Source organism: Amycolatopsis halotolerans (genome assembly GCF_042647905.1).
GTDB lineage: Bacteria > Actinomycetota > Actinomycetes > Mycobacteriales > Pseudonocardiaceae > Amycolatopsis > Amycolatopsis halotolerans.
Window position 1 is genome coordinate 564,002 of record NZ_JBHRWI010000020.1, and the last position, 22,985, is coordinate 586,986.

20 protein-coding genes are annotated in these 22,985 nt (G+C 69.8%); 8 read left to right on the forward strand and 12 right to left on the reverse strand.

Annotated elements, in window-relative coordinates; genetic code table 11:
• Nucleotides 1-5 precede the first annotated feature (5 nt).
• From ACFORO_RS17780 to ACFORO_RS17790, 3 genes are read right to left on the reverse strand one after another with little or no spacing between them, the layout of a single operon-like run.
• Nucleotides 6-2,294, reverse strand: a complete 2,289-nt coding sequence (locus ACFORO_RS17780; RefSeq protein WP_377871020.1) for an AAA family ATPase — start codon at nt 2,292-2,294, stop codon at nt 6-8.
• 51 nt (nt 2,295-2,345) lie between these two features.
• Nucleotides 2,346-3,212: an alpha/beta fold hydrolase gene (locus tag ACFORO_RS17785; protein ID WP_377871019.1), complete on the reverse strand. Its 867-nt coding sequence runs from the start codon at nt 3,210-3,212 to the stop codon at nt 2,346-2,348.
• Nucleotides 3,213-3,253: 41 nt separating this feature from the next.
• A complete protein-coding gene (locus tag ACFORO_RS17790) occupies nt 3,254-3,865 on the reverse strand; it encodes a nitroreductase family protein (protein WP_377871018.1) in 612 nt (203 codons plus the stop codon).
• An 83-nt stretch (nt 3,866-3,948) separates the two neighbouring features.
• Between ACFORO_RS17790 and ACFORO_RS17795 the strand changes: the two genes are divergently transcribed.
• Entirely contained in the window at nt 3,949-4,584 is a 636-nt protein-coding gene (locus ACFORO_RS17795; RefSeq protein ID WP_377871016.1) for a TetR/AcrR family transcriptional regulator C-terminal domain-containing protein, read from the forward strand.
• A 2-nt stretch (nt 4,585-4,586) separates the two neighbouring features.
• On the opposite strand, the gene pssA is transcribed toward ACFORO_RS17795, so the two are convergent.
• The 3 genes from pssA to ACFORO_RS17810 all read right to left on the reverse strand — a co-directional run bounded on the left by pssA (nt 4,587) and on the right by ACFORO_RS17810 (nt 7,003).
• Nucleotides 4,587-5,555 carry a CDP-diacylglycerol--serine O-phosphatidyltransferase gene (gene pssA, locus ACFORO_RS17800; protein WP_354739997.1) on the reverse strand — a complete coding sequence of 323 codons (969 nt, stop codon included), beginning with the start codon at nt 5,553-5,555 and terminating at the stop codon, nt 4,587-4,589.
• Between the two features lie 2 nt (nt 5,556-5,557).
• The gene (locus ACFORO_RS17805) at nt 5,558-6,271 is read right to left on the reverse strand and encodes a phosphatidylserine decarboxylase (protein WP_377871015.1); all 714 of its coding nucleotides are present in this window, start codon (nt 6,269-6,271) and stop codon (nt 5,558-5,560) included.
• 441 nt (nt 6,272-6,712) lie between these two features.
• A complete protein-coding gene (locus tag ACFORO_RS17810) occupies nt 6,713-7,003 on the reverse strand; it encodes a GlsB/YeaQ/YmgE family stress response membrane protein (RefSeq protein ID WP_116200394.1) in 291 nt (96 codons plus the stop codon).
• A 61-nt stretch (nt 7,004-7,064) separates the two neighbouring features.
• On the opposite strand from ACFORO_RS17810, the gene ACFORO_RS17815 reads away from it, so the two are divergent.
• Nucleotides 7,065-7,610 carry an ArsR/SmtB family transcription factor gene (locus ACFORO_RS17815; protein ID WP_377871014.1) on the forward strand — a complete coding sequence of 182 codons (546 nt, stop codon included), beginning with the start codon at nt 7,065-7,067 and terminating at the stop codon, nt 7,608-7,610.
• The gene (locus ACFORO_RS17820) at nt 7,607-8,839 is read left to right on the forward strand and encodes an MFS transporter (RefSeq protein WP_377871013.1); all 1,233 of its coding nucleotides are present in this window, start codon (nt 7,607-7,609) and stop codon (nt 8,837-8,839) included. Before ACFORO_RS17815 ends, ACFORO_RS17820 begins: the two co-directional genes overlap by 4 nt.
• A gap of 2 nt (nt 8,840-8,841) precedes the next feature.
• On the opposite strand, the gene moeA is transcribed toward ACFORO_RS17820, so the two are convergent.
• Entirely contained in the window at nt 8,842-10,035 is a 1,194-nt protein-coding gene (moeA, locus tag ACFORO_RS17825; protein WP_377871012.1) for a molybdopterin molybdotransferase MoeA, read from the reverse strand.
• Nucleotides 10,036-10,169: 134 nt separating this feature from the next.
• Here moeA and ACFORO_RS17830 point away from each other — a divergent pair, with 134 nt between their 5' ends.
• From ACFORO_RS17830 to groL, 4 genes are all read left to right on the forward strand, one after another.
• A complete protein-coding gene (locus ACFORO_RS17830; protein WP_354740009.1) occupies nt 10,170-10,781 on the forward strand; it encodes an AIM24 family protein in 612 nt (203 codons plus the stop codon).
• Between the two features lie 105 nt (nt 10,782-10,886).
• Nucleotides 10,887-11,090 (forward strand): cold-shock protein, encoded by a 204-nt coding sequence (locus tag ACFORO_RS17835; RefSeq protein ID WP_009083993.1) that lies wholly within the window; start codon nt 10,887-10,889, stop codon nt 11,088-11,090.
• 71 nt (nt 11,091-11,161) lie between these two features.
• Nucleotides 11,162-12,895 carry a serine/threonine-protein kinase gene (locus ACFORO_RS17840; RefSeq protein WP_377871010.1) on the forward strand — a complete coding sequence of 578 codons (1,734 nt, stop codon included), beginning with the start codon at nt 11,162-11,164 and terminating at the stop codon, nt 12,893-12,895.
• A gap of 267 nt (nt 12,896-13,162) precedes the next feature.
• Nucleotides 13,163-14,791 carry a chaperonin GroEL gene (groL, locus tag ACFORO_RS17845; RefSeq protein WP_377871009.1) on the forward strand — a complete coding sequence of 543 codons (1,629 nt, stop codon included), beginning with the start codon at nt 13,163-13,165 and terminating at the stop codon, nt 14,789-14,791.
• Nucleotides 14,792-14,885: 94 nt separating this feature from the next.
• Here the strand turns inward: groL and ACFORO_RS17850 are convergent, their stop codons facing one another.
• Nucleotides 14,886-15,095 (reverse strand): PspC domain-containing protein, encoded by a 210-nt coding sequence (locus ACFORO_RS17850; protein ID WP_377871008.1) that lies wholly within the window; start codon nt 15,093-15,095, stop codon nt 14,886-14,888.
• 85 nt (nt 15,096-15,180) lie between these two features.
• Nucleotides 15,181-16,119 carry an o-succinylbenzoate synthase gene (locus ACFORO_RS17855; RefSeq protein ID WP_377871007.1) on the reverse strand — a complete coding sequence of 313 codons (939 nt, stop codon included), beginning with the start codon at nt 16,117-16,119 and terminating at the stop codon, nt 15,181-15,183.
• 68 nt (nt 16,120-16,187) lie between these two features.
• Here ACFORO_RS17855 and ACFORO_RS17860 point away from each other — a divergent pair, with 68 nt between their 5' ends.
• Entirely contained in the window at nt 16,188-18,974 is a 2,787-nt protein-coding gene (locus ACFORO_RS17860; protein WP_354740017.1) for an AfsR/SARP family transcriptional regulator, read from the forward strand.
• 572 nt (nt 18,975-19,546) lie between these two features.
• On the opposite strand, the gene ACFORO_RS17865 is transcribed toward ACFORO_RS17860, so the two are convergent.
• From ACFORO_RS17865 to ACFORO_RS17875, 3 genes are all read right to left on the reverse strand, one after another.
• Nucleotides 19,547-20,398 (reverse strand): DUF72 domain-containing protein, encoded by an 852-nt coding sequence (locus ACFORO_RS17865; protein WP_377871006.1) that lies wholly within the window; start codon nt 20,396-20,398, stop codon nt 19,547-19,549.
• An 856-nt stretch (nt 20,399-21,254) separates the two neighbouring features.
• Nucleotides 21,255-22,016 carry a DUF4253 domain-containing protein gene (locus tag ACFORO_RS17870; RefSeq protein WP_354740021.1) on the reverse strand — a complete coding sequence of 254 codons (762 nt, stop codon included), beginning with the start codon at nt 22,014-22,016 and terminating at the stop codon, nt 21,255-21,257.
• Between the two features lie 133 nt (nt 22,017-22,149).
• A complete protein-coding gene (locus ACFORO_RS17875; RefSeq protein WP_377871004.1) occupies nt 22,150-22,791 on the reverse strand; it encodes a DedA family protein in 642 nt (213 codons plus the stop codon).
• Between the last annotated feature and the right edge of the window lie 194 nt (nt 22,792-22,985).

Here is a 22,985-nt window from a genome sequence, read left to right on the forward strand (position 1 = left end):
GCAGCTCACCGCTCCTGCTGCGCCTGCGCGTAAGCCTCCAGAGTCGCCAACTGCGCCGCGTCCAGCGAAGGCCGCACCGCCTCGCGAGCCTTGTCCAGATGCGCCGCGGTCACCTCGCGCGCCTCCAGCGACTCGCGCATCGCCGTCAGCGCCGCCTCTCGGATCAGCGCGGCGCAGTCGGCGGCCGAGTAGCCCTCCAGCGCTTCCGCGGTGGCCGCGAGGTCCACATCGGACGCCAGCGGAGTGTGCTTGGCCGTCGCGGCGAGGATCGCGGCACGGGATTCGGCGTCCGGCGGCGGGACGTAGATCCGCCGCTCCAAGCGTCCGGGACGCAGCAAAGCCGGGTCGACGAGCTCGGGCCGGTTCGTCGCGCCCAGCACGACGACCTCGCGCATCGGCTCCACGCCGTCCAGTTCGGTGAGCAGCGCGGCGACCACGCGGTCGGCCACGCCGGAGTCGGACGACTGGCCGCGGCGCGGGGCGAGCGCGTCGATCTCGTCGAGGAAGATCAGCGAGGGGGCGGCGTCAGCGGCCCGACGGAAGAGGTCGCGGACCGCGCGTTCCGATTCGCCGACCCATTTGTCCAGCAGTTCCGCGCCCTTGATCGCGAATACGTTCAGCGCGCCGGTGCCCGCGAGCGCCCGGACGAGGAACGTCTTGCCGCCGCCGGGCGGGCCGTACAGCAGCACGCCGCGCGGCGGTTCGATGCCTAGCCGGGCGAAGGAATCCGGGTAGCGCAGCGGCCACAGCACGGTTTCGGTGAGCGCTTCCTTGACCGACGTCATGTTGCCGACGTCGTCCAGCGTCAGCCCGCCGGTGGCCAGATTGTCCGAAGTGGACAGCGAGATCGGCCGGACGGTGGCCAGCGCGTCGAGCAGATCCTGCTGGGAGATCTTGGGTTCCTCGACGTCCCGCTGACGCAACGCGGCCCGCAACGCCGCGTCCCGGCGCAGCGCGAGCAGGTCGGCGGCGACGAAACCGGGCGTCCGTTCGGCGAGTACACCCAGGTCGGCACCGGATTCGACCGGCACGTCGCGGAGCAGGATCCGCAGCAATTCGACGCGCGTTTTCGCTTCCGGCAATGGCAGCCCCAGCTCGCGATCGAGCAGGTCAGCGCCGCGCAGCCGCGGATCCACCGACTCGGCCCGCGCGGTCGTCGCCACCACAGCCAGCCCGTCTTGGCGCAGTGCGGCGCGCAGTTCTTCCAGCACCACCGTCGCCACCGGAGGCGGCTGCGTGGCCGGGAGCAGCGCGTCGATGTCGTTGATCAACAGCACGCCTGGACCGTCGCCGCCGGTGGCCCGGTCGATGGCCTCGCGCAGCGAACGGTGTGCCGCATTCGGTTCCAGCACAGCGATATTCGGCGCGGTCACCGACACCACGCGCACCTTCTCCGCCGCGGCGACCGACCGCACCAGCGTGGCCTTGCCGACGCCTTCCGGCCCGGACAGCAGCACGCCCAGATGCGCCGAAGTGCCCAGTTTCGCCAGCAGCTCCGGCCGGTGGAACGCCAGGTCGAACCACTCGGCCAGCTTGCGCGCCGCGCCCTCGGCCCCGACCAGGTCAGCGACCGGCACCGGCTCGTCCAGCTCCTCCTCGCGAGCCTCGGTGACGACCTCCTCGACGATCTCCGCGTCGAGGTAGTCCTCGGCCGCGGTGACAGCGGTGGTGCGGACGAGCGCGGTCGCGGTGCGCACCGACGGTTCGCTAGTTGGCGCGCCAGTGCGGGCGCCGTCCCGCCAGCTGACCACAGTGGACGGTCCGACCACGACAACGCCAGCCGGTTCGGTCGCCGTGACGGTCAGCAGCTCGTTGGTCCAGGTCGCCCCGATTACGCGGGACAACTGCCCACGCACAGCGGCGACGTCCGATCCCGGTGCGGGCGCGAGGTCTTGCGGCAACAGGGAAACCGCGTCGCCACGGGTCAAAACCTTGCCAGTGAGCGCGAGCCGCAACGTCTGCGGCGACACCGAAACAGACGCCAGCCGAGACCCGGACACAGTGACCGTGCGGGCAGCGATGACCTCTGCCGGCGAGACCACGACCTCGCCGCCCTCGGCGACGCCGAGGTTCGACATGGTGACGTCATCGGTCAGCACGACACCCGGCATCGCTTCCTCGGCGGCGGGCGCGGCCAAGGCGGCGCTGCGCCGCGCGCCAGTGAGGTGCACGGCGTCCCAGGCCCGCAGGCCGAGCGCGTCGAGCACTTCGGGGTGCAGCCGGACAACCCCCCGCCGCGCGTCGAGCGCGGACGGCGTGTGCCGGACGGTCAGGGTGATCTGCGGATCGCTCACGCTCCTCACCCTAATGAACCGACGGGCGGTTGTGGGCGAACGAAAGGCCGCTCAGGGCGTCACTGACCAGTCGCGGATCGCGGCGACGAACTCCTCGGGCGCGTCGGACTCCACGTAAAGCCCTACGCCGTCAAGGCTTACGGTCTGATGATTCGGGAAGGCCGCTTCCAGCCGCTCGCGCTCGCGGGGCCGGAAACCGATTTGAGCGTTGCCCCACACGATCAGCGTCGGGAGGTCGGGAAGGCCGGCCTCGAGGTCGGCGAAGAAGGCCCGGCTGGCGAGCATCCGGCCGGGGAGCACGCCGGAGGCCTGGCGACGCTCGGGCGTGTCCATCGCACGGCGGTAGTGAGTCATCTCGGCCTCGGTCAGCTTCCGCTTTCGGTGGCCCATCGGGAGAAACGCCTTGACGACGAGGTTGAGCCGACGCGCCAGGAAGCGCATCGGAGGTCCGCCGGCGATGCGGCCGAAAGCCTCGAAATACGGGTCGCCGTTGACCGGCCAGGCCCAGGCGTTGACGAGCACCAGCCGTTCGAAAACTCCCGGCAGGCGCTGTGCGGCGGCCAAGCCGATCGGGCCGCCCCAGTCTTGTCCGACCAACGTGACCCCGCTGAGGCCGAGCGCGTCGACGAACCCGGTGACCACGTCGGCGTGCTCCTCGGGCAGGCAGCGATAGCCGGGCTTTGCCGTCGAGAGCCCGAAGCCCGGGTAGTCGAGGGCGACGCACCGGAAGTCGTCGCGCAGGGCGCGGATCACGTCGCGCCAGAGGAACGACCAGGTCGGGTTGCCGTGCAGGAACAGCAGTGTGGGGCCGGATCCCTCGTCGACGTAGTGAACGGTGTGCCCGTCGATGTCGACGAAGCGGCTCTCGAACGGGAACAGGTCGTCGTCGACCCAGGCGGGACGCACGCTCTCAGCCATCTCGGCCCCTCGAACTCGTCGGCTGTCCTTCAACGCCCGAGCTACTGCTTCGCCCAGCCGTCGAAGGACAGGATGTCACCGACCGGCGGACGGACGGCAGGGGAGAACTCCTGCTGGGCTGAATACGCCACCGCGAGCAGGCCGATCTGCGTGACGTCCTCCGGAATCCCGAGAATCCGCGCGACATCCGCCTCCCTGCCGCCGAGGTGGTAGCTGCACAGCGAACTGGCCAGCCCGTGCGTGCGCAAGGCGAGTTGGAAGCTCCAGATCGCCGGGTAGATCGAGCCGTAGTAGGCGGAAAGCTCGGCGGTACCCGTCGGCACCGGCCCGGGCATGCACGGCAGCACCAGCGCGGGCACCTGGTCGAGGTGCTCGACGAGGTATCGAGCCGAGTCCAGCATCCGCTTGTCGACGAGGTGGCCGTACTTCCGCCACGATTCCTCCGCGGCGTCCCGGGTGACGGCGGCGATTTCTTTGCGCATCGCGGGATCGAGCACGACGACCCAACGTTGGGCGGCGAGCAGGGAACCGGCGGCCGGGGCCTGCTGGGCGATCCGCAGGCAGTCCTCGAGCACGGTCTTCGGTACCGGTCGCTCAAGGTCGAGCTTGCGCCGGACGGAACGGGTCGTGGTGAGCAGGGTGACGGCATCCACTGTGACCTCCCAGGCCTTACTTACAATGTAAGCGTACGGTGTAAGTACAAGGCTGTCGAGGACTTACGCCGTAAGCTGGCGGGATGGTCCGGGAAACCCTGACGCGCGAGAAGGTGCTCGACGCGGCGCTCGCTTTCGTCGACCAGCACGGCATGGCGGCCCTGTCGATGCGCAAGCTCGCCGCGGAGCTGGGCGTCGAAGCGATGTCGCTCTACAACCACGTGCGGAACAAGGGCGATCTGCTGGACGGTCTCGTGGCCCGGATGTTCGAGGCGGTCCCGGTGCCTGACCCGGCCGCGCCGTGGGACGTCCGGGTCCGCGGCCTGGCTGAGGGGCTTTACGCGCAGTTCCGGCAGCATCCGGCGGTGCTGCGGACCCTGGTCGCGGACGAGGCCAATCCGCGGTCGCCAGGGGCGTTGAAGGTGATCGACAGCATGCTCGGCGCCTTGCTGGACGCCGGGCTGGACGACACCGAGGCCGTGCGCGCGTATCGCTCGCTGACCGGCCTCACGTTCGGTGCCGCACTCACCGAGGAAACCGGCCTCGCTGGGGCACCGCTAGACCGCGCCGAGCCGGTCGACGACTGGTTCCGCCGCATGGCGACGCCCAGCGAGACGCCGCACCTGCACCGCCTGTTGCCGGTGCTGACCGACGCCGACTGTCGACAGGACTTCGAGGCACAACTGAACTTGCTGGTGTCCGCGCTGGGAAAGGCCTGAAACTACCGGCGGCGAATGCCGATCCGACGCCAGCTGCGACGCCGCTGGGTCGGCCCGGACGTGGCCGAGCTGTGGTCCCGCTCCCGCAGGTTCCGGCTCCGCACCAGGTCCGAGTTCGTGCGCCGCACCGCGCGCATCGCCGCACCGGCGACCCGGCCCGAGGCCGGACGCAACCGCAGCCGTCGGTGGCTGCGGGCCCGGCGGATCGCACGGCGTTCCCGCGGCGGCACCTCCCAGGCCTCCGGGTGCGCGGCGAGCCAGCGGTGCCGGTAGACCGAATACGGGATGTGCAGCAGGTACAGCACCAGCGCGACCGCCAGCGCCACCAGCGGGAACACGATGATCGCGGCGGCCAGCAGACCGACGCCCACCAACAGCGGCGCGATCGCCTTCGCCGGGGCCTTCACGGTCTTGAGCGACAGCGTCGGGATGCGGCTGATCAGCAGCGCGGCGACCGCGATGGTCCACACCAGCACCACGTACTGCTCCGACCACCAGCCCTCGCCCCACTGCAGCGTGGCGATCAGCGGCAGCATCGCGACCAGACCGCCGGCCGGCGCGGGCACGCCGACGAAGAACTCGGCGGCGTACGCCGGCTGGTCGGTGTCGTCGAGCAGCGTGTTGAAGCGGGCGAGCCGCAGGATCATGCAGACCGCGAAGATCAGCGACGCGACCCAGCCGATGCGGTCGCCGTGCGCCTGCCAGATGTAGAGCACCAGCGCGGGCGCGACGCCGAACGAGATGCCGTCCGACAGCGAGTCGAGTTCGGCTCCCATCTTGGACGTCGCGTCGAGCAGGCGGGCGATGCGGCCGTCGAGGCTGTCGAGGACGGCGGCGATGCCGATCGAGCCGATCGCCATCGCGTAGTTGCCGGTGAGGGCGAACTGCACCGAGGAGAGACCGGCGCAGAGCGCGAGCACGGTGATCGCGTTCGGCAGCAGCCGGACGCCCGGGGTGGTCACGCGGACCATGGTCAGCTTTCTCCCAGCGCAGGAAGTTCGGCGAGCACGGTTTCGCCGCCGACGGTCCGCTGGCCCTTGGCCACCACGACCCGGCTGCCCGGCGGCAGGTAGGTGTCGACGCGCGAGCCGAAGCGGATGATGCCGTAGGTCTCGCCGGCGGCCACCTTGTCGCCCTCGCGGACGTCGCACCGGATGCGGCGCGCGACCAGCCCGGCGATCTGCACGACGACGAGCTCGTGGCCGTCGACCGTGTGCAGCACCAGCGAATTGCGCTCGTTGACCTCGCTCGCCTTGTCGAGGTCCGCGGAAAGGAATTTGCCCGGCTTGTACGCGACCTTCGAGATCACGCCCGCCGCCGGCGTGCGCTGGACGTGCACGTCGTAGACGGAGAGGAACACGCTCACCCGCATCCGCGGCTCGGCGGGCAGGCCGAGCTCGGCGGGCGGAACCGCTTCTTCGATGAGCGAGACGGTGCCGTCGGCGGCCGAGATCGCGACGTTGTCCCGCAGCGGGGGCACGCGCTTCGGCTCGCGGAAGAAGGCCGTCATGCCCGCCGTGACGAGCGCGCCGGCCACGCCGAGGCGCTTGGAGAACCGGCGCGCCACGATCGTCGCGGCCAGACCGCCGAGGAGGAACGGCCGTCCTGCCGGGTGCATCGGCGGGAACGTCTCGCGGGCCAGCTGGACAGCGTGCGCGAGGGGGTTACCGGTGGGCTGGCCGCTCATGGGTCGAGTTCCCCGCTGTTCGTCTCGGTCGGTGTAAGGGTCCGATTTGGGCTTCCCCACGCTACCGCCCGCCTGCGGCGGACCCGGCGGCCCCTGGTCGTAAGGGTTGCCCCGGCGCGGGTGGGCGCGACCACAAACCGGTAACGACGCGTCGAACAATCCGATAACACCGGGTAGTTGACGCCGCTCGGGACCGGTGCCCGGGCCGACCTGGCGAGGGAGACGATGGCGGTACCCGATCTGCTCGCGCAACTGTTGCGCGCCTGGCGCCGGGATGTCCTCTCGGCACCCGTTCCCCAGCTCGTCGACCCTGTTCACGCCGCCCGGCTCGTGCGGGACGCGGCCCGGGTGCATGCGTCCCCCGACGAAGCACGCACCCGGGCGCGGAACGGGTCAGTTTAGTCCGCGACCGGGGTGTTCTGACAGATCGTCGGGAAACCGTTACCAACGGTCACGATCGCGGCGGCTCGCGGTCGCGGCGCTGACCAGCCGCAACACGAGAAGCAGCACGATCGCGCCCAGGATGGCGACGCCGAAGCTCGGGAAATCGAACTCGAAGTGTTGCTGCTCGCCGGTCGCGAGCCGGTAGACGAATCCGCCGAGGGCCGCCCCGACCACGCCGACCAGCACGCTGACGAGACAGCCCTGCCGCTGCCGCTCCCGGCCGCCGACCACGAGGTTCGCGATCCAGCCGACCAGCGCGCCGAAGACGATCCACAGGATGATGCCCATGCTCGCGAGGATACCTTCGCCCTATTGCACAAGAGCTGTTGTACAACTACTCTTGTGAATCATGGAGGTCCGCGATTCCCAAGTGCTGGCCGCGATGTCGCATCCGCTGCGCCGCCGCCTGCTGGACATGCTGAAACTCGACGGCCCGGCCACCGCGTCGGTGCTCGCGGAGAAAACCGGTCAGGCGGTGGGCAATGTGAGCCATCACCTGAAGGTGCTTTCCGGTGCCGGTTTGGTGGTCGAAGCGCCGGAACTGGCGCGGGACCGGCGGGAGCGGTGGTGGCGGCGTCCTTCCGAGGCGTTGTCCTGGGCCACTTCGGATTTCGTCGGGGATCCGGTGACGGAGGTCGCGGAGACGGTGAGCCTCGATCGGCAGATGACGTTGTCCCGGGGCTGGCTTTCGGAAATGGAGACGGCTCCCGCGGAATGGCGTGATGCGTGGTTCTCTTCTGATGCGTGGATGCGGTTGACGTCCGCGGAATTGGCGGAGCTGAATGAGCGGATGGCTGCGTTGTTCGCGGAATTCGGTGCCAAAGCGGCTTCTGATCCTTCGGTGGAACGGCAGTCGGTGTTCGTGTTCGGGCGCGGTTTCAGAGCTGAGCCGTGAGGGGTGCCGCGTTCCGTCTCTTGTGGACTGGACAGACGGTCAGCACAGTCGGCAGCGCGGTGGCCAGTGCGTCGGTTCCGTTGGTGGCGTTGCTGGTGCTGCATGCCTCGACGTTCGAGGTCGCTTCGCTGACCGCTGCGGCGTGGATTCCCTGGCTTGCGGTTGGTTTGCCTGCCGGGGCTTGGGTTGACCGGTGGCCTAAACGCCGGGTGATGCTGGTCTGCGACGTCATTCAGATGGCGACGTTTCTTGTTGTGCCTATCTCGTGGGCTTTGGGGTTTCTTTCTGTCGGGTTGCTCTTGGCTGCCGCCTTGGTTGGTGGCTCCGCGGCAGTGTTCTTTTCCCTTGCCTATCGGGCTTTCCTTCCGTCCGTTGTGGACGATGCGGATCTTCATGGGGCGAACGTCCGGCTTCAGGGCGCTGAATCTGCCGCTCAGGTCGGCGGCCCTGGCTTGGCCGGACTGCTGGCTTCAGCGTTCGGACCGGTCAGCGGCGTGCTCGTGGATGCGTTGAGCTTTGGTTTTTCCGCGCTGTGCCTAGGTTTCCTGCGTGCGGACGACCCGCCTCCTCGCCCGCGTACGCGCTTGCGCGCCGAAATCGCCGAAGGCATGCGAATCGTGGCCCGGGATTCGTATTTGCGGGCGCTGGTCCTGTCCGGCGGGGTCGCGAACCTGGCCCTGAACGGCTTTTACGCGGTGGCAGTGGTGTTCCTGGTCGATGTGCTCGGCCAGGGACCGGGTGCCGTCGGACTTGTGCTCGCCCTGGGCGAAGTCGGCGGAGTGCTCGGTGCGACCTTGGTGAGCCGGGTCGCCCGGCGAACCGGCACCGCGTGGGGATTCCTGTGGTGCGAGGCGCTGGTGGTGCCCGCGATGCTGCTCGGCCCGCTGGCCCGACCAGGGTGGGGTCTGACGCTGTTCGTCCTGGCCGGGGCGGGAATCGCGGCGGGCGTGGTCGGATCGAACGTGCTGGGCGCGACGTTCCGGCAGCGGTATTGCCCGCGCCATCTTTATGGCCGGATCAGCGCGAGCTCGTCGATGGTCAACTACGGCACCATCCCACTGGGCGCCTTGCTGGGCGGCGCGCTCGGACAGGCGGCCGGGGTACGGACGGCGATGTTCGCGATGGTGGGCATTCAGCTGGCGTCGCTTGTGGTGCTGCTGCTGGGGCCTTTGCGCCGGGCACGGGACTTTCCCCAAGTCGCACTCGCTGTGGACGGCCCCCTCGGCTAGAGCTAAAGCAGCAGCACCTCAACCTCATCCCCCTCCGAAGCCGCCGCGACCTCCTCCGGCAACACGATCAAACAATTGGCCTGCGTAAACGCCGCCAGCAAATGCGACCCCGGCCCACCCCGCGGCCCGACAACCCCAGTCACCTCACCAAGAACCGGCGTATAAAACCCCCGCCGGAACTGCCGTCGCCCAGCAGGGGACGTCATGTCCTCAGTCAACCGCGCCCGCACCCGACGCCGATCGACGTCCGAATGGCCCATCGCCGAAAGCACCGCCGGTCGCAAAAATGCCTCGAACGACACCAGCACACTCACCGGATTCCCCGGCAAAGTCACCACCGGCACGCCATTCCACCGACCGCACCCCTGCGGCCCGCCCGGCTGCATCGCGATCTTCTGGAATTCCACGCCCTGCCCGGTCAGCGCGTCCTTCACCACTTCATACGCCCCGGCCGACACCCCGCCAGACGTGAGCAGCAGATCCACCGACTCCAGCCGCGGCTCGATGATCTTGCGGAATTCCTCCACGTCGTCGACCACGCTGCGCACGACCTCGACCCGACAACCAAGACCCTGCAGAGCCGCCGCCAGCATCACGCTGTTCGATTCGTAGATTTGCCCGTGCTGCAACGGGTTCGGGGCTTCCACCAGTTCCGTGCCGGTCGACACCACCAGCACCGACAGCGGCCGGAACACCTCGAGCTCCGCCAAACCGACCGCGGCGGCGAGGCCCAGGTGCGCATGGCTCAGCACGGTGCCCGCGTGCAGCGCGACGGTCCCCTTCGTGACGTCCTCGCCGATCCGGCGGATGTGGTTGCCGGCAGTGGCCGCGCGGGAGATCTGGACGTCCGTGGTCCCGCGGTCGGTGTCCTCGACCATCACGATCGCGTCCGCGCCCGGCGGCAGCGGCGCGCCGGTCATGATCCGCTGAGCGGTACCCGATTCCAGCGGCTTGACGTCGACCCGGCCGGCCGGGATGTCGTCGGCTACCGGCAGCGTCACCGGGACCTCGGCGACGTCCGCCGCGCGCACGGCGTACCCGTCCATCGCGGAGTTGTCGAAGGGCGGCAGGGCCACGTCAGCGAGCACGTCGCGGGCCAGGACGAGCCCGGCGGCTTCGGCCACCGGAACAGTGCGGACAGGCGCGCGGCCGAGCAGTTCGGTCACGGTCTCGCGGTAGGCGTCGACGGAGATCACGCGGACCATCCTCCCTCTTGCTGCCCGTCGTGCAACACTCTCCCGGCACAAGCCGGGGAGTACGGGGAGAGTTCTGATGCAGTTTCGGGTCCGCAACCAGCCCGGGCGCGCCGCGCTCGCGAACCCCCGCTGACATGCGCGTCCACACCAGGCACACGCCGGGGTTCGGCGTCGCCCGCGTGCTGCTCGCCCCCGGCGAAGCCGTGCAAGCCGCCTCGGAATCGTTGCTGGCCAGCAGCTTCAACGTGGCCGAGACGAACCAGAACCGCGGCCGCAAGGGCGGCCCTTCGGTGTTCACCGCGCCGCAGGAAGGCGGCTGGGTCGATCTGGCCCCGCTCGGCCCCGGCGACGTCTATCCGCTCGAATTGACCGGTTCCACCGGCTGGTCGGTGCACCGCGAAGGCGTGCTCGCCCGGCCGGGCACGGTCCGCGTCGACCAGAACTGGGCCCCGCTGCAGCAGTTGTTCGGCGCCGATTCCGGGTTCCTCGAGCATTACAGCGGCCGCGGCCCGCTCCTGCTCACCGCGCCCGGCCCGGTGGACTCGTTCGACCTCGGCCGCGGCGAGATCGTGACCGTGCGCCCGGACTATCTCCTCGCCTATCCCGACACCGTGCAATGCCGGTTGCGCGCGCTCGATCCGAGCGGTCCGCAGTCGCTGCGAACAGGCGAGGGACTCGTCCTCGATTTCGCCGGACCGGGAACCGTGCTCGTCCAATCGCGCAACCGGAGAGTGTCGCAGGCGTAAGGGGAATCTGCCGATTACCCCATTGCCGGGAGCGCTGATTCCGGTAGCGTGAACTCCACTTCGCACGCTGATGGACAGCGGATTCTTGTCCCGAGGGAGGGCGCCGTGGCAGTCGGCACCGTCAAGTGGTTCAACTCGGAAAAGGGCTACGGGTTCATCGAATCCCCCGAGGGTCCGGACGTCTTCGTCCACTATTCGGCCATCCAGGCCGACGGATTCCGCACTCTCGACGAGGGCGATCGGGTGGAGTTCGAGGTCCAGTCCGGCCGCGACGGCCGAAGCCAGGCCGCGGACGTCCGCAAGGTCTAGCGAGGCAGGTCCGCTGACCGGTTGGGCGAACCGGCAGTGGCAGCGGATACCGGCGCGTTAAGCTGCGCTGCGTGACAGGCGACGTGTCGGGGGACCTCACCGGTCGCCAGCTGGGCCACTACCGCATCGACTCGGTGCTCGGCAAGGGCGGCATGAGCGTGACCTACCAGGCCACGGACACGCGGCTCGGCCGCAAGGTGGCACTGAAGGTCATCGGCGACCACCTTGGCGCGGACGCCGAGTTCCGCGAACGGTTCGTCGACGAGGCACGCAACACCTCCGCGATCGACCACGCCAACGTCGTCCCGCTGTACGACTTCGGCGAACTCGACGGCATGCTCTACATCGCCATGCGGATGGTCGACGGCGGCGACCTCGCCGGCCTCATGTCCGCGGGCCCGATCAGCCCGTCGCGCGCGCTCAGCCTGCTCGACCAGGTCGCCGACGCCCTCGACACCCTGCACAACCACGGCCTCGTGCACCTCGACGTCAAACCGGCCAACGTCCTCGTCACCAGCCGCGAGACCTCCCGCGAGCACGTCTACGTCGCCGACTTCGGCCTCACCCGCCGCGGCGCCACCGGCCACCGCACCCGCGGCGGCGACTTCCTCGGCTCGCCCACCTACGCCGCCCCGGAACACCTGCGCGGCGAACCGCTCGACGGCCGCACCGACCAGTACGCCCTCACCTGCGTGCTGTTCGCCTGCCTGACCGGCAACCCGCCGTTCCGTGGCGACGTCCCCGCTGTCATCAAGGGCCACCTCGGCGGCGAGCCGCCGTCGGTGGCGAGCGTGGTCGCGCTCCCGGCCGCCGTGGACGAGGTCATCCGCAAGGGCATGGCGAAAAGCCCGAACGACCGTTACCCCAACTGCGTCGCGATGATCGCCGCGGCCAGGGTGGCGCTCGGCCCGCTCGCGACCTCGGACACCCCGCCGGGCCCCGCCCGGCCGAACGGACTTCCGGAGGCGGGTATGCAGCAAGGACCTGGCGGCGCGGGCGGACCCGGCGGCCCGGGCGGAGCTGGTGGTCCCGGTGCTGGTGGACCTGGTGCCGGTGGACCGGCCGGTCCTGGCGGGCCAGGCGCGCAGCCGGGAGGCCCCGGGGCTGCGGGACAAGGTCCCGGCGCTCCCGGCGTCGGCGCACCGGGTGCGCCCGGCGGCCAGGCCGTTCCCGGCGCGTGGGCGCAGCCCGGCCAGCCCGGATACGCCACCCAGGGCGGCTACGGCGGCCCCGCCGGTTACGGCAACCAGCCCCCGCCCGGTTATCCAGCACAGCCCGGCCAGCCCCAGCCGGGTCAGCCGCAGCCCGGACAACTCGGCCAGCCGCAGCCCGGCCAGCCCCAGCCAGGCCAGCAGGGCTACCCCGGCCAAGCCCCGGCAGGTCCCCCGCCCGGCTACGGCTACCCGGGTCAGCCGGGTCAGCAACCTCAGCAAGGCCCCCCGCCCGGCTACGGCGGCTACCCGAACCAGCCCGGCTACCCCGGCCAGCCGAACCACCCGGCCCAGGCCTTCGGCGACCCGATGCGGCTGCGCCCGCCGTCCCCGGCGGGCGGCGCGGGCGCGTTCGAGAAGCAGTCCAAGAGCGGCGGCCTGAAGTGGCTGTGGATCGCGCTGGGCGTGCTCGTCGTGGCCGGACTGGTCGTCGGCGCGATCTTCCTCTTCGGCGGGGACGACAACGGCAACGGCGGCACCGCCCCGACGTCGTCGGCGCCCAACATCCCGGTCGGCCCCGGCGGCTCGAAGTCCGCCGGCCCGTCGTCGCTGCGCCCGCCGCCGTCGTCGATCCACATCCAGCCGAGCCACTGACGCGGCCGACCTGCTCTTCGAAGAGCACCGACGCTGACCTGCGCTCCTTGCACTCGACCCCGGAGAGTGCTAAACACGGCATTGGCACTCGACGCCGTCGAGTGCTAGGCGAGCGGTCACCGACCGCCTGCCTGAAGGTCGGGACGGTGAGGCTGACCCACCGGTCAGTCGTCCGTCGCGGGCACCGAGCCTGGCCGAGGACGTGTCCTGCTGCCGCCGCTGGAGACAGCGCGGCGGTGGCGCCCAATACCGGAGGACCACACCGCAATGGCCAAACTGATCGCGTTCGACGAGGACGCCCGCCGCGGTCTTGAGCGCGGCTTGAACATCCTCGCCGAAGCCGTCAAGGTGACCCTCGGCCCGCGGGGCCGGAACGTCGTGCTCGAAAAGAAGTGGGGCGCGCCGACGATCACCAACGACGGTGTCTCCATCGCCAAGGAGATCGAGCTCGAGGACCCGTGGGAGAAGATCGGGGCCGAGCTCGTCAAGGAAGTTGCCAAGAAGACTGACGACGTAGCGGGCGACGGCACCACCACCGCCACCGTGCTCGCCCAGGCGCTCGTGCGCGAGGGCCTGCGCAACGTCGCGGCCGGCGCCGACCCGATCTCGCTCAAGCGGGGCATCGAGGCGGCCGTCGAGGCCATCACCGAGCAGCTGCACAAGGCCGCCGTCCAGATCGAGACCAAGGAGCAGATCGCTGCTACCGCCTCGATCTCGGCCGCTGACCGCACCATCGGCGAGCTGATCGCCGAGGCGCTGGACAAGGTCGGCAAGGAAGGCGTCGTCACCGTCGAGGAGAGCAACACCTTCGGGCTCGAGCTGGAGCTCACCGAGGGCATGCGCTTCGACAAGGGCTACGTGTCCGGTTACTTCGTGACCGACCCGGAGCGCCAGGAAGCCGAGCTGGAGGACCCGTACGTCCTGCTCTTCGGTTCCAAGATCTCCAACGTCAAGGACGTCCTGCCGCTGCTGGAGAAGGTCATCCAGTCCGGCAAGCCGCTGCTGATCATCGCCGAGGACGTCGAGGGCGAAGCCCTGGCGACCCTGGTCGTCAACAAGATCCGCGGCACCTTCAAGTCCGTCGCAGTCAAGGCCCCGGGCTTCGGCGACCGCCGCAAGGCGATCCTGCAGGACATCGCGATCCTGACCGGCGGCCAGGTCATCTCCGAGGACGTCGGCCTCAAGCTGGAGAACGCGGACCTGTCGCTGCTGGGCCGCGCCCGCAAGGCCGTCATCACCCGTGACGAGACCACCATCGTCGAGGGTGCGGGCGACGCCGACCAGATCCAGGGTCGCGTCAACCAGATCCGCGCGGAGATCGAGAACTCCGACTCGGACTACGACCGCGAGAAGCTGCAGGAGCGGCTCGCGAAGCTGGCCGGCGGCGTGGCCGTCATCAAGGCCGGCGCCGCGACCGAGGTCGAGCTGAAGGAGCGCAAGCACCGCATCGAGGACGCGGTGCGCAACGCCAAGGCCGCTGTGGAAGAGGGCATCGTCGCCGGCGGCGGCGTGGCCCTGATCCAGGCTGCCGAGGCTGCTTTCGCGGGCCTGAAGCTGACCGGTGACGAGGCCACTGGCGCGAACATCGTCAAGGTCGCCGTCGAGGCTCCGCTCAAGCAGATCGCGATCAACGCCGGCCTCGAGGGCGGCGTCGTGGCGGAGAAGGTCAAGTCCCTCCCGCAGGGCCACGGCCTGAACGCCGCCACCGGCGAGTACGAGGACCTGCTCGCGGCCGGCGTGCCGGACCCGACGAAGGTCACCCGCTCCGCGCTGCAGAACGCCGCTTCCATCGCGGCGCTGTTCCTGACCACCGAGGCTGTCGTCGCGGACAAGCCGGAGAAGGCTGCTGCCGCTCCGGCCGACCCGACCGGCGGCATGGGTGGCATGGACTTCTGAGTTCGGCTGCTTTCCGGCGAAGCCCGGTTCACCCTCGCGGTGGGCCGGGCTTCGCTCGTTTCCGCACTAGCTCCCGGGGCACGCCGCCGGGCGATCAGTCTTCGGGCGTCAGCACGGCCGCGGCGGCGTAGACCGGGAGGATCACCCCGGCCGACAGCACGGCCCCGGCGACCGCGGCGATGCGCACCATCGAGGGGTCGACGTTGAGGTAGTTGGCCCATCCGCCGCACACGCCGGTGAGCATGCGGTCGGAGCGGCTGCGGAAGATCTTCTTGGCCGGTGCGGCCTGCGCGTTGTCCGTCATGCCAGCAATACTCCGCGACCGGGGCCCGCCGCACATCCGGGATCGCCCCGGAGATAGTCCCGGGGCCGCGACCCTGAAGTCTCCCTTACCCGCTGATCCGGCGGACCCGCTCGAACCGGTCCAGCCACGCCGCTGCCACCTCGGACGACGCCGCGAATCCGGCGTACGCGTCGGGCTCCGGGGCTTGGCGCAGCACCGGCAGGTAACCGTCCACAGGGGACAGTGTTTCGGTGCAGACATCCCCGCGCAGCAACGACATCGTGCCGAGTCCGCAGGCGAAGTCCAGCTCCGGCAACGCCCCGGCGAGCGCGAGCCCGGCGGCCAGCCCGACGCTTGTCTCGACTGCCGACGACACGACACACGGCAGCCCGCACGCCTCCGCGACCTCCAGCGCCCGGCGCACTCCGCCGAGCGGCGCGACCTTGAGCACGGCGATGTCGGCGGCCCCGGCGACGGCGACCTTCAGCGGATCTTCCGCGCGGCGGATCGACTCGTCGGCCGCGATCCGCACCGACACGCGACGCCGGACGGCGGCGAGGTCGTCGATCGTGGGGCAGGGCTGCTCGGCGTACTCCAGTCCACCGGCCGCGCGGTCCAGTTCGCCGAGTGCGTGCACGGCGGTGTCGACGTCCCACGCGGTGTTGGCGTCGACCCGGATCGCGCCGGACGGACCCAGGGCGTCGCGCACCGCTTCGATGCGCGCGCAGTCCTCGGCGAGCGTCGCGCGTTTGTCGGCGACCTTGACCTTCGCCGTGCGGCAACCGGAGGCGCGGACTAGTTCGAACGCGCGTTCCGGCGACACAATCGGGACTGTCGTGTTCACCTCAATACGGTCGCGGACCGGCGCGGGCCAGCCTTCTTCGCTCGCTTCGAGCGCGGCGGCGAGCCAGGGCACGCTCTCGGTGTCCGAATAGTCAGCGAACGGGCAGAACTCGCCCCAGCCGGCGGGACCGCGGAGCAACAGTCCTTCACGGACGGTGATGTCCCGGAACCGGGTGTGCAGCGGGAGCGCGTAAACCTGCATGACTGCCGATCATGCCATCGCCGCGGTGACGGGAACCGAGGTGCCGCGGGGGCCGTCTCAACGCCACAATGGAACGTGTGGACGGCCTCGACTTCCGGGTGCTCGGCCCGGCCGAGGTGCTGGCCGGGGACCAGGTGGTGCCGCTGGGCGGCAGCCGCCCGCTGATCGTGCTCGCCGGACTGCTGCTGCGGGCGAATCGGCTGGTGTCGGTCGACGTGCTCAGCCACTGGCTGTGGGGCGACGATCAGCGGCGGTCGAAGGGCGCGCTGCAGACGTATGTCCTGCGGCTGCGCCGGGCGCTCGGCGACGGTGCGGCGATCCGTACCGAACGCGGCGGCTACCTGTTGGAAGTCGACGAGAACGCGGTGGACCTCGGCAGGTTCCGGCAGTTCGCGGCGCGCGGCCGTAGTGCGGCAGAGCGAGGCGAACACCGGCGCGCGGCGGGGTACTTCGAGGACGCGCTGGGACAGTGGCGAGGTACGGCGCTGCAGAACGTGGAGTCGGACGCGCTGCACCGGGACGAGGTCGGGCAGCTTGCGGAGGAACGCACGCGGGTGCGTGAGCTGTGGGCCGAGACGCTGGTGACCGTCGGCGAGTACGACACCGTCGTGCCTGAGCTGGAGCGTCTGACGCGCGAACATCCGCTGCGCGAACGGCCGCACGAGCAGCTGATGTACGCGCTGCTCCGCTCCGGGCGGCAAGCCGAAGCTTTGGACGTCTACCGGCGGATCAGTGGCCTTCTCGCCGAGGAGCTGGGCCTGGATCCCGGTGCCGGACTGCAGCGCGCACACCGGCTAGTGCTGGGCGGCGACCAGGGCACAAGATTCCGTACTCCTCTGGAACCCCATGTGCCGCACCAACTTCCGGCCGACCTCGGCGCTTTCGCCGGTCGAGCGGCTGATTTGAAAGCCCTGCGCGCGTTGCTTCCGGAAGCCCTGGACGACGGCACCTCCACGCCGATCGCCTCGGTGGAAGGCATGGGCGGACAAGGGAAAACAACCCTGTCTGTCCACTTCGCACACCAGATCGCGGACCGTTTCACCGGCGGCCAAGTATTCCTGGACCTGCGTGGCTACGGCCCAGGCGCACCGGTGCCGCCGATCGCCGCGCTGGAGACAATGCTCATCGCACTGGGCGTCCCCGCCGACCGAATCCCGTCCGGTTTGGACGAACGCGCGGCTACCTGGCGCACCTACACGACCGGTCGACGGCTATTGGTAGTGCTGGACAACGCGAACAGCACCGAACAAGTGCGTTCACTGCTGCCTGGCCCCGGATGCCTGGTCGTAGTGACGAGCCGCTGGCAACTGCGCGGACTGGTCGCGACACACGGTGCCCGCCGGATCGCACTGTCCGAATTGGACAGCGAAGAGGCGGTAGAGCTTCTCGCGTCGGCCATCGGCGTCGAACGGGTGCACGAGGACCCGGCCGCGGCTGGTCGGTTCGTGCGGTATTGCGGCGGACTCCCGCTGGCGATCCGAATCCTCGCCGTCCGCGCGGCCCAGTTCCCTCGGCTGCCGCTGGACGAGTTCGTAGCAGCGTTGCCTTCGGACGCTGGCCGGTTGAGTACGTTCGACCTGGGCGACGGCGACGAAACCAACATCCGCACAGTTTTCTCGTACTCCTACCGGGTTCTGTGCCCAGCCGCAGCCCGGCTTCTGCGGCTGCTGGCCCTGTCGGCTGGCCCAGATCTGTCACTGGGCATGGCAGTCGCACTCAGCGGACGGTCCGAAAAGGAGACTCGCGGCGCTCTCGACACCCTGGTCTCGACTCACCTGCTCATCCAGCCGAAACCGGGCCGGTACCAGTTCCACGACCTGATCCGCGCGTATGCGAACGAATTGTCGGAGCAGGAGGACGACGACGCCGAGCGCGCGGAAGCCAGCTCGCGGCTGCTCGACTGGTTCATCGCGTCGGCACGGAACGCGGGTTTGGCGATGCGCCCGAACCAACTGCTGGACGAAATCGGCCCCGTTCTTGAGGATGGGGCACCGGAATTCTCGGACTTCCACCGCGCTTTGGCCTGGTTCAGCGAAGAACACGGGAACCTGATCTCGGTGATCCAGTGGTCGTTCCGGATCGGCCGATACGCGCAATGCTGGCGGCTGGCCTGGTCGCTGTTCACCTATTTCGCCGGACGCGCCCGGGTGGACGAATGGCGCTACGTCTTCGAGATCGGCCTGCGGGCAGCGCGAAATTCCGGCGAACGACCCGGCGAAGCGGCAATCCTCAATGGACTGGGCGTGATCGAAGGAGTCGCCCGGAATTACGGGCTGGCGCGCGAATATCTGGAGCAGGCGCTGACCGTGCAGCTGGAGTTGGGCTCACTGCCGGGGGAGGCGCGGGCGCGCTACAACCTGGCGATGACCGCGCAGAGCATCGAAGATTTCCCGGAGGCTTACCGGCATGGCCTGCGTTCGCTGGAAATCACCCGGGAACTGGGTTTCACCTCGGTGGAGGCGAACGTTTTGCGCGCTTTGGGCGACCTGTGCGCGATGATGGGCGACTATCCGCAAGCGCTGTCGCTGGCGGACGAGGCACTGGCCCTGGTCCCGCCGGACGACCTGCCACAGGGCCGCTTCTCACTGGCCGCCCGCGCCCGCGCGCTGCTGGGCCTGGGTCGGCATGTGGAAGGAATCGAGTGCCTGTCGGAAGCGGTCGACATGTTCTTCGCGATGGACGAGGAATATGAGGCCGCGGACGTCCTGTCGGAACTGGGGACGGCGCACTTGCGCTACGGCCGAACCGCCGCCGCCCGAGACTGCTGGCTGCGCGCGGTGCGGTTGCTGACCCGGTTGGACCACCCGGACGCGGACCGGGTGCGGGCACAGTTGGCTGGGTTGGTGCGGGGGTAGTTTCGGCCTTGTCGCTGCGGTGTGGCGGCTGAATCATCCTGATGTGGTTCGGGTGGAGTCGGCCGGTTTGACGCGTCGGCACCGCAGCCGCTCGGGACTGCTGGTTGCGAGCAGTTTGCCCGGATCATCCCGGCGCACACAGAGTTCGAGCGCAACTGGCGGGCTCTGCGCGGGGAGTGGCTTCGGCTGCGTTGCCGTGGCACGGGCTGTCGGCTGCGCGGACCGGGCGAGGGCGCAGCTATCTGGAGCGGCAAAGCGTTAGCTTGGCTGCATTGCCGTGGCGCGGGGTTGTGGCTGCACGGTCCGGATCGAGCGCGGACAGTGTTCGCTGGCGTGGTGCGGGTTAGTTCCGGCCGTGCCGATGCGGCGCGGGACTGGTTGAACCATCCCAACGCGTGGCCGCGGCTGGCCGACTTGGTGCGGGGATGGCTTCGGCCGTTCGGCGGAACGGTTCTCCCGTTGGGCACCGGAGGGCAGCCGGGCGCGGTGGTCCGCGTGCCGACCCCCAGCGGCAGCACGAAGACCACCGGCGGCCCGTAGCACCACCCAACCGAAGTGCGCTCACTGTCCGCTCACTGTGCCTGGTCGGTTTCGGTGGGGAGGTCGAGCAGGCGGGTCAGCGTGACGGCGTTGTGCGGGGCGGCGACTTTGCTGTCGTTGTCGAAGTAGACGTGCACGTCCCGGCGGCCGCCGTCGTGCCATTCGGTGATCTTGGCGGCCCAGGCGCGCAGGGCTGAATCGGAGTAACTGCTGGTGTAGAGGTCTTCCGAGCCGTGCAACCGGACGTAACTGAAGTCAGTGGTCTGGTCCTCCCGATACGGCCACGGCGCGGCGGCGTCGGCGGTCACCAGCGCGACTCGGTGTTTTTTGAGCAGGTCCATCGCTTCGGTCGTGGTGAAGCTCGGGTGGCGCACTTCGAGCGCGTGCCGGACTGGTCGATCGGGTCCTGGTTCCAGGAAGGCGTCGGACTTGAGCTTGTCGTCGTGCTTCGCTCCGAGCGCGGCGGCTTCGCTGGTGGTGTGCGGGAGCTGGCCGAGAAACGTGGAGACTCGGTCGGGGTCGAAGGCCAGGCGTGGCGGGAGTTGCCAGAGGAACGGGCCCAGTTTGTCGGCGAGCGCGAGGACGCCCGAGGCGTAGAAGTTGGCGAGCGCGGTTTCGACGTCGCGAAGCTGCTTGAGATGGGTGATGAACCGGCCGCCCTTGACCGCGAACAGGAACTCGGCCGGGGTTTCGGCGTGCCAGGCGCGGTATCGCTCGGGGCATTGCAGTGAGTAGAAGGACCCGTTGATCTCGACGGCGTTCGTCCGGCGGGAGAGGTACTCGAGTTCGCGCCGCTGCGGCAGGCCGGAGGGATAAAACGCACCGCGCCACGGCGGGTATCGCCAGCCGGACGTGCCCACTCGGATCTGGCCGATCTCGCTCACCGCCTTTCGCCGCCGAGGGTTCCCGTGCGGACGGTTGCGGTAAACCCTCCCGCGCAGCCGTTTTCCGGACAGATGGGCTAAGGATTGGGACATGCGTCCTGGGCGAAGGGACGTGGGTCTCATGGGGTTGACTCCGTTGCCTGGCCGTCGGGACGGAACGCGGAGGGGACAGCGAAGGCGGATGGGCGGATGGTGGCCATTGCCGCGGCAGGGAAGGGAGAACGCGGGGAGGGCTCTGGTCGATGAGGCGAAGTCCGAGGGGCGACACGGAAATACGACGCGACGGGGCGGCGGAAGCGCGGTGCGGGGCGAGGATGCTGGCGCTGGCGCTGGCGCTGGCGCTGGGGCAGGGCGGAGCGGCGGGGCGGGGCCGCAGGGCGGAGCTGCGGGGTGGAGCGGCAGGGCGGAGCTGCGGGGTGGAGCGGCAGGGCGGAGCGGCGGAGTGGAGCTGCGGGGCGGAGCGGCATTGTGGGGCGGCATTGTGGGGCGGCAGGAGCGCGACGGGCATCGCTTCCCCCGTCGGCGAGCCAAGTCCTGCCTGCGCCGTGGTTCTTCGAACCTGCCGACTGTGCTGACGCAAGTGCCAGCCGCCCAGCCCCGGCACGGCCCGGTGGAAGCCGCCCCGCCCGGCAAAACCATCCCATCCGGCACCCTCGGCACGGCCTGGCGGAAGCCGCCTGGCCCGGCTGGCCGCCCCGCTCGGCTGGCCGCCTCACCCGGCAAGCCATCCCGTCCGGCACCCCCGGCACGGCCTGGCGGAGACTGCCTGGCCCGGCTGGCCGCCCCGCTCGGCTGGCCGCCCCGCCCGGCAAACCATCCCCGTCCGGCACCCCCGGCACCCCGGTCCCTCACTCCCTCAAGCCCACGAGAACCTCCACCGGCGGCTCTGCACCAACGAAGTCGCGTACTCCCGCAGGTTTCCCGGCTGGGCGAGGTACGTCGGGAGGCTGAAGGCCCGGTGCTCGGCGGCCACCGTCAGTGCGCGGGCGTGGGTGCGGGGCGGGGCGGACACTGACAGCTCCAGCGTGTCGAAGCCGAGCGTCACCAAGGTCGCGCCGAAGCGGTCTTCCCAGCTGCGCAGGACTGCCGACAGTTCCGCAACCTGATCCGTCGACTTGATCATTCCCGTCCAGCCGATGAGAGCGGGAACGTCGGCTGGCCGGTCGGCTTGCACCAGGCCCAGCCGGTGGGGTGTGCGGGCGGCCAGGATCGAGCCGGTGTTGCCTGCTTCGGCCAGCGGGTCCGAGCGGCGGTGCGAGCGTTTCGCCAACCCGGGGAAGCGGGTGCCGAACGGGCGCAGGCAGGCTCCGTCGCAGCAGGAACCGTCCCACCAGCGGGCCAGGACTTCGGCCGGGTCGGCGTTGCCGACGCGGTGGCCGGCGGGAGCGAGGCGGCCGCGGTCGTCCAGCCAGTCTTCGCCGCGGGCGGTGAAGCGCTGGTCGGGCGGGATCAGCACGGGCCACAGCCCGGAGCGCTCGAACTCGGCGACACAGCTCAGGTACCGCTGCGGCCGCGTGAGCGGCTCCTCCGACACCCAGATACGCCCGTGCCAGCGCCCTGGCGGCAAGGTCTGGACCGGCGGTGCCCCGACGCCGGGGCGGAACGGTGCGATAGTCATGAGCTTCCCCTCGAACTGGTGTTCGGTGCCTGCATATCGAACAGTAGTTCGAACCACCGACAATTTCCAGGGCATCACTCGCTCATCCGTTCGAGTGAACCTGAAGAAACCCCAGGTCGAGGGGAAGAAAGAGTCAGCGACGGGAGACGCGGCGCACCCGGACCGTCACGAACAGGGCGATGGCGATCGCCACTGCGGCCAGTACGACGTACTGGAACACCGACGCGTACCGGTCCACCAGCGACCAGCTCTCGCCGAGCAGGTAGCCGGCCACGACGAACGCTGTGTTCCAGAGCAGGCTGCCCGCCGTCGTGAGCAGCAGGAATCGGCCGAACGGCATGCGTTCGACGCCTGCTGGCAGGGAGATCAGGCTGCGGAAGATCGGCACCATCCGGCCTAGGAACACCGCCTTGCCGCCGTGCCGGGTGAACCACGCTTCGGTCCGGTCGAAGTCGGCGGCGTTCATCAGGGGCAGGCGGCTGAGCAGGGCGCGGCATCGGTCGCGGCCGAGCAGCGCGCCTAGCCAGTAGACGAGCACGGCTCCGGCCAGCGAGCCCAGTGTTGTCCAGAAGAGGGCTCCGGCCAGGCTGAAGGTGCCGCGGCTCGCGGAGAAACCGGCCAGCGGGAGGACGAGTTCGCTGGGGATCGGCGGGAACAGGTTGTCCAGGCCGACGACGATCGCGGCGCCGATCCCGCCGAGGGAGTCCATGAGGCCGACGGCCCAGCCCGCGAGTCCGGTGAGGGGCTCGGCGGGGGCGGCTAGCAAGAGGTTCACGGGAGTCCTTTCACTTCGAATGCGACGTTGTCGAAGGTAGAAAGGCAAGGGGCGCAACACATTGCTGTCGGCCACCGGGAGAAATGCGGAAAACCGCAGCAGGGCTGGTGGGGTGGAGGCAGAGGCATCGACGCATTGCGCTCGCCCGGAGAACGCGGGAAGCCGCAGTACGCGGCGGGCCGGTTGGCCTGGCG

Coding starts and splice junctions, on each gene's coding strand:
- ACFORO_RS17855 (WP_377871007.1), bottom strand. CDS start 16,119: ATGCAGGTTTACGCGCTCCCGCTGCACACCCGGTTCCGGGACATCACC.
- groL (WP_377871009.1), top strand. CDS start 13,163: ATGGCCAAACTGATCGCGTTCGACGAGGACGCCCGCCGCGGTCTTGAG.
- ACFORO_RS17805 (WP_377871015.1), bottom strand. CDS start 6,271: ATGAGCGGCCAGCCCACCGGTAACCCCCTCGCGCACGCTGTCCAGCTG.
- ACFORO_RS17860 (WP_354740017.1), top strand. CDS start 16,188: ATGGAACGTGTGGACGGCCTCGACTTCCGGGTGCTCGGCCCGGCCGAG.
- ACFORO_RS17785 (WP_377871019.1), bottom strand. CDS start 3,212: ATGGCTGAGAGCGTGCGTCCCGCCTGGGTCGACGACGACCTGTTCCCG.
- ACFORO_RS17810 (WP_116200394.1), bottom strand. CDS start 7,003: ATGGGCATCATCCTGTGGATCGTCTTCGGCGCGCTGGTCGGCTGGATC.
- ACFORO_RS17815 (WP_377871014.1), top strand. CDS start 7,065: ATGGAGGTCCGCGATTCCCAAGTGCTGGCCGCGATGTCGCATCCGCTG.
- ACFORO_RS17850 (WP_377871008.1), bottom strand. CDS start 15,095: ATGACGGACAACGCGCAGGCCGCACCGGCCAAGAAGATCTTCCGCAGC.
- ACFORO_RS17870 (WP_354740021.1), bottom strand. CDS start 22,016: ATGACTATCGCACCGTTCCGCCCCGGCGTCGGGGCACCGCCGGTCCAG.
- ACFORO_RS17830 (WP_354740009.1), top strand. CDS start 10,170: ATGCGCGTCCACACCAGGCACACGCCGGGGTTCGGCGTCGCCCGCGTG.
- ACFORO_RS17795 (WP_377871016.1), top strand. CDS start 3,949: ATGGTCCGGGAAACCCTGACGCGCGAGAAGGTGCTCGACGCGGCGCTC.
- pssA (WP_354739997.1), bottom strand. CDS start 5,555: ATGGTCCGCGTGACCACCCCGGGCGTCCGGCTGCTGCCGAACGCGATC.